Raw genomic sequence first — 5619 nt, forward strand, 5'->3', positions numbered from 1 at the left:
GTCCGTAAAAAAAGAAGATAAGACCAATCCCGATATCGGTGATCGTCTTTAAAGGAAGGATCTCAATACCCTGCGGAACATAATAAGCGATAATTATGGCAGCAAAAAGCGCGACTATGAATCCGTTAAACTTCAAAATTACTTTTCGATTTTTACTTTGTATTTCTCCACCAGGTGCAGGTATTCTTCAGAATTAAAATCAGTGGCTTGAAATTCTTCATTATCTTTTATCTTTATCTCTTTTCTTTTAATGCTTTGGGCAAATCTCCTGATGTCATCGTCGGTTTTAAGAATCAAACCGGGAACCGGAATGGTTTTTCCATTTTCATCTTTGGCGACCATGGTTATATGAGAAGAATTACAATGTTTTACAGCTCCGGTCTGGATATTTTCTGCTTCCACCCGAATCCCTATCACCATAGAACTGGTTCCAACATAATTAACTGAAGCTTTCATGGTAACCAATTCTCCTATTTCAATAGGTTTAAGGAAGTCTACTGTATCTACGCTGGCGGTAACACAATATACCCCTGAATGTTTAGAAGCGCAGGCAAAAGCGATTTGGTCCAGTAAAGATAGGATGTATCCTCCATGGATCTTCCCGTTGAAATTGGAGTGGGAGGGCAGCATTAATTCAGAAATTCGAACCTGGGATTCTTCTATGGTTTTATATTTATTTTGCATCAGGAAGGCTTTTATTGACTAATTGCATGAATTCTTCAAGCTTGGATGGTTCTAACCAGCGGGTGACAATCACTAAATCATTGGTTTTATCTACAATAATAAAATTTCCCCCGAAACCGGCCGCGTAAAAGATATCACGGTCAATCCCTTCCCATTGAGGATCTTCAGCTCTGTTTAACCACCACATATACGCATAATTATTGTTGGCTTCTGAAGCGGTCATGGCTTGATTTGTAAGTTCTGCCGGGAGTAATTGTTGGTCTTTCCATTTTCCGTCATTCAGGAAAAGCAATCCGAATCTTGCCATATCTTCAGTATTGATAAACATTCCACCTCCGGAATGCCCCCCACCGCTAACCGATTGCATTTTGAGCCCATCTATATCTACCCAGGAATTATCATATCCAAACCACCTCCAGGTTGAGGAAGCGCCAATAGGATCCATAATTTCCTCTTTTAAAACCTTAGGCAGTGGCTCGCGAAAAACCTGAAGCAGGGAATAGGCTAGTACATTAACCCGCACATCGTTATATTTATAATGAGTTCCGGGTTCGTTTAATTTACGCGCTTTCCAGTCATCAATATCTCCTTCATTTGGTGGTCTGTCTGCCCAATCGTAGGTGTCCCACAAACTGCCACTCCAGTCTGAAGTTTGCTGAAGAAGATGTTTCCAGGTGATCCTAGAATTGTGCTCTCCTTTAAAAGTATCATCCCAAACAAAATCTTTAACAGGTTGATCAACAGATTTTATGTGCTCTCTATCTAAAGCGATAAGTGCAGTTGTAGAAAGGAAGCTTTTTGTTACGCTAAAGGTCATATCCACTCGTTCCGGATCTCCCCATTGTGCTATGACATACCCGTCTTTTAAGATCATCCCTGCCGGACCACCACGGCGTTTAGTTGGTCCCAGGATTTCATGATAAGGTTCGTTTTCGAATCCTTTTAAAATGGCCTGACGAAGATCTTTGGCTCCTGAATATTCATTTTCGTTGGCGAATTCTATTACTTCAGAGAATTCCAGATCATGCGCTGATGCTTCTTTTTCTTCCCATTCTCCTTTTTCAGGAAAATAGGTGACTTGGCCAAATGCCTGCTGGAACAAAAGCAGGGAAAAAATAAAGGTGAAAATGGATAGTTTTTTATTCATGTTAATTTAAATTTTGTAGATCATTTTGATCTTTTTCTTCTTCATCGCTTCTGGCCTGGTTAACCAGTTTAGTATCCAGTTGTTTATTGGTTTTTGCGCCAAGTTCCCTAAGATATTCCACTTTGCCAACAAGATTCCCCTTACCGGTAAGTTTCTTCATTGCCCCTTCATAAGTATTCTGTACCGTTCCCAGCTGTTTTCCTACTTTTTCCAATTCATTGGTAAGGTTTACAAAACTATCATAAAGCGCTCCCGCACGGGTGGCAATTTCGATTGCATTTTGTTTCTGTTTTTCATTTTGCCACATACTATCTATGGTTTTTAAAACCGCGAGCAGGGTAGTAGGAGTAACAATAATGATGTTTTTTTCAAAAGCTTCAGAATATAAATTTGGGTTTTGGTTGGAGGCAATGGCGAAAGCTGCTTCAATGGGAATGAAAAGCAACACAAAATCTGGGCTTTCCATCTGGTAAAGATTGTGGTAATTCTTCCCACCTAATTCCTCCACCCGTTTTTTAACCGAGATCAAATGATTTTTCAGGTGGCCCGGTCGCTGTTTCTCTTCGTCTTCGTTGATGTAGCGTTCATAGGCATTCAGGGAAACCTTGGAGTCGATAATCATTTTTTTCTCTCCCGGTAAATGGATCACTACATCGGGCATCACGCGCTTGCCGTTTTCTGTATGAAAATTCTGCTGAACAAAGTATTCGCTGTCCTTTTGCAGGCCACTGCGTTCCAGGATCCGTTCAAGAACCATTTCGCCCCAATTGCCCTGCATTTTAGTGTCGCCTTTGAGGGCTTTGGTAAGATTGGTGGCTTCTTCACTGATCTTGAGATTTTGCTCGTTTAAAAACTGAAGTTGCTTACCAAGCTGGGCGTGACGCTCGATAAAATCGGTGCTGTTTTTATCTACCTTTTCTTCAAAGGTTTTGATCTTCTCCTGAAGCGGTTTTAGTATATTCTGAATATTCTCTTTGTTGAGCGAAGTAAATTTCTCTGATTTTTGATCCAGAATCTTATTGGCAAGATTCTCAAACTCCTTACTGAATTTCTCCTGAAGTTTTTCTACTTCGGCTTTTTGCTCTTTATTTTTAAGCTGAAGATTGTCGAATTCTGAATTTCTGCGGGTTAATTCTGTGCTTAAAAAATCCTTTTCCCGGCGTATTTCTTCCCGCTCTTTTTCTATTTTTTCCAGCTGAAACGCTCCAGATTGTTTTATTTCAGATATTTCTTCTTTGTGAACTCTTATAGCTCTGGTTAATTGATTTTTGAGCTCTTCTAATTGAAGTGATAGTTGATTATTCCTTTCTTCAATCTTACTGATATTTCCTTTGTATTTCAGTCCGGAAAAAAGTTTGCCCAGGATAAATCCCAGAACGATTGCGATGACAGGAAGGAGAATAAGTAATAAGGAATCGGTCATTGAGGAGGATGCTTTTTCCAAAGATACTTATTTGAAAAAAATATCACTCAAAAAGATGGGGGAATACCAATAGAGGAATAAATTCAGGATTTTATCTTGAAAGAGGAACTGCTTTCATCAAAGAAAATAAGATCTGAAGGAAAGATCCTGGACAACTCCCCCGATTTTACAAGTTCCTGAGGGCTTCCTATCACAATTTCATTTTTCTGCATCAACAGAATTTTATCGCAAAGCTGCAGGGCAAGATTTATTTCGTGAGATGCGAAGACAATTGCTTTATTTGTTTTTCGGGTAAGCTTTTTTAGAAGCTGTAAAATATAGGCTTTATGATACAAATCCAGATGTGTGGTTGGTTCGTCGAGGATTACCAGAGGGGTATCCTGGGCCAGGGCCCGGGCAATTAAAACTTTTTGCATTTGCCCATCACTGAGTTCATAGCACTTTTTGTTCTCCAGATTTTCGATATCAACCAGGCGAAGTGATTTTTTTATGTGCCTCAAATCGTTTGTAGTGAGTCGGCCAATCCAGTTGGTGTAGGGCTGCCTGCCAAGGGCTACTAGTTCAAAAACGCTCAGGTTTTTTGAAACGGGTTGCCCGGTGAGTACAAGGCTAATTAGTGCAGCTTGTTCTAATGGAGCTAGACTTTTTAAATCCTTTTCAGCAATTAGTATCTTTCCTGAAAGGCCTTCCTGTACGCCACTAAGGCTTCGCAAAAGGGTTGATTTTCCAATACCATTTATTCCTATTACCGCCACAAGTTGACCGGGAAATATATCGATATTGACATTTTTGGCAATAACGGTTTCTAAATTCCTGCCGCGATAGCCAATGCTTAATTCTTCGGTTTTTAGGATGCTATGTAGATTAATTTCAGACATATTAGAATAAAAATCGGCGTTTTCTCACCAACAACCAAATTACAACCGGCGCACCGATTAGAGAGGTGATCGCATTAATTGGAAGGGTGAATTCATTACCCGGCATTTGAGCGGCGATATCGCATATCAACATTAAAATGGCTCCGCCCAGAATTACTGCCGGAATAAGAATGCTGTGGTTATTCACGGGAATTACCTGGCGAATTAGATGTGGAACCGCAAGCCCGATAAAAGCTATGGGCCCGGCGAATGCAGTGATGCTTCCAGCCAGTAAACTTGTAGCCAGAATTACCAGCAGTCGGTTCCGTTGAATGCTCACTCCAAGGCTTTTCGCATATTGTTCTCCCAATAGCAAACTGTTTAGGTTTTTGATGCCTGCAACGGAAAGAAATATTCCGATAGTCCAAAACAAACCTAACACTGAAACTTCCTCCCATGAAAGATTACCCAAACTTCCAAATGACCAAAATACATACTGCTGAAGCTGTGAAGCCGGACTGAAATAGGCAAGCACGCTTACTACAGCTGCGGTTAAACTGGCAAACATCAATCCTATGATGAGGATTGCCATCGTGTCTCGTAATCGCAGAGAGGCCAACATTACAGCCAGTAAAACCAATAAACTTCCCAGGCTGGAGGCGATAACTATACTCCATTTAGAAAGTAGAAAAGCCGCAAAGGCTCCGCCAAATAATCCGGCGCCCATAAATACCACTGCAACTCCAAGGCTGGCTCCACTACTCAAACCTAAAACATAAGGTCCTGCCAAGGGATTTCTAAATAGGGTTTGCATTAAAAGTCCGCTTACTGCCAGGCCGGAGCCGGTAAGGATAGCTGTTATAGCTTTTGGGAGACGATACTCCAAAACAATGTATCTCCAGGATTCTCTGGATACTTCAAGATTGAAAAGTGAAGCGACAATATCTTTTAAGGGAATTTTTACAGATCCAAGACCTATATTCAGAAATAGCAGGCCTATTAAAGCCATGGTCAGTAAAGAAAAGGTCAATATGTATTTTCGTCTTAAGATCAATCTTTCAGGGCTTTGAAGAACACTTGTTCATGGTCGGGTAAGAGTTCGGGGTGAAAGATGGAAATAAGATCCTTAAGAATAAGATCCGGCCTTTGTGGACCTAATTCGAAATATAAAACGCCACCGGTTTCTCCTTTTTCCAGGCTTACACTAAAAACCTTCTTTTCCCGTACCGCTTTAAACTGGGAATAATGCCGCGATTCATTTAATAGTTGCGAGTAGGAGTTCACCTCTCCGGAGCTAATCCAAAAATCGGCGTTTTGTGCTTTTTCAAGGACATTTTCAAAAGAAAGCGACAGGCTACCACTTCCTTCGGTTTCTTTATATAGGTAATTGGCGTTTGCTTCATCGATAAACCGGGCCTGCCAGGAATTGCCATAGGGCATATACCACTGGTCTTTATACATCGATCCGCTAATAACATCAGGTTGATTTTTTGCAGTTTCAGCCAGTT

6 protein-coding genes are annotated in these 5619 nt (G+C 40.8%); all 6 read right to left on the reverse strand.

The window, feature by feature from the left end:
* Nucleotides 1–138: 138 nt before the first annotated feature.
* Nucleotides 139–684, reverse strand: coding sequence for an acyl-CoA thioesterase (locus ACESK1_RS10770; RefSeq protein WP_372920187.1), 546 nt, complete (start codon nt 682–684; stop codon nt 139–141).
* Nucleotides 674–1831: a serine hydrolase domain-containing protein gene (locus tag ACESK1_RS10775; RefSeq protein ID WP_372920188.1), complete on the reverse strand. Its 1158-nt coding sequence runs from the start codon at nt 1829–1831 to the stop codon at nt 674–676. The genes ACESK1_RS10770 and ACESK1_RS10775 overlap by 11 nt, the downstream gene beginning before the upstream one ends.
* 1 nt (nt 1832) lies before the next feature.
* On the reverse strand, nt 1833–3254 hold the full coding sequence (gene rmuC / locus ACESK1_RS10780) for a DNA recombination protein RmuC (RefSeq protein WP_372920191.1): 1422 nt from the start codon (nt 3252–3254) through the stop codon (nt 1833–1835).
* Between the two features lie 83 nt (nt 3255–3337).
* Entirely contained in the window at nt 3338–4132 is a 795-nt protein-coding gene (locus ACESK1_RS10785) for an ABC transporter ATP-binding protein (protein WP_372920189.1), read from the reverse strand.
* Between the two features lies 1 nt (nt 4133).
* Nucleotides 4134–5120, reverse strand: a complete 987-nt coding sequence (locus tag ACESK1_RS10790) for an iron chelate uptake ABC transporter family permease subunit (RefSeq protein WP_372920192.1) — start codon at nt 5118–5120, stop codon at nt 4134–4136.
* Nucleotides 5121–5161: 41 nt separating this feature from the next.
* Nucleotides 5162–5619, reverse strand: a 458-nt coding sequence (locus ACESK1_RS10795) for an ABC transporter substrate-binding protein (RefSeq protein WP_372920190.1), incomplete at its 5' end; no start/stop codon positions are given.

Origin of the sequence: Salegentibacter sp. (assembly GCF_041642575.1) — a bacterium.
In the GTDB taxonomy this organism is placed as follows: domain Bacteria; phylum Bacteroidota; class Bacteroidia; order Flavobacteriales; family Flavobacteriaceae; genus Salegentibacter.

Coding starts and splice junctions, on each gene's coding strand:
- ACESK1_RS10770 (WP_372920187.1), bottom strand. CDS start 684: ATGCAAAATAAATATAAAACCATAGAAGAATCCCAGGTTCGAATTTCT.
- ACESK1_RS10775 (WP_372920188.1), bottom strand. CDS start 1,831: ATGAATAAAAAACTATCCATTTTCACCTTTATTTTTTCCCTGCTTTTG.
- rmuC (WP_372920191.1), bottom strand. CDS start 3,254: ATGACCGATTCCTTATTACTTATTCTCCTTCCTGTCATCGCAATCGTT.
- ACESK1_RS10785 (WP_372920189.1), bottom strand. CDS start 4,132: ATGTCTGAAATTAATCTACATAGCATCCTAAAAACCGAAGAATTAAGC.
- ACESK1_RS10790 (WP_372920192.1), bottom strand. CDS start 5,120: ATGGCTTTAATAGGCCTGCTATTTCTGAATATAGGTCTTGGATCTGTA.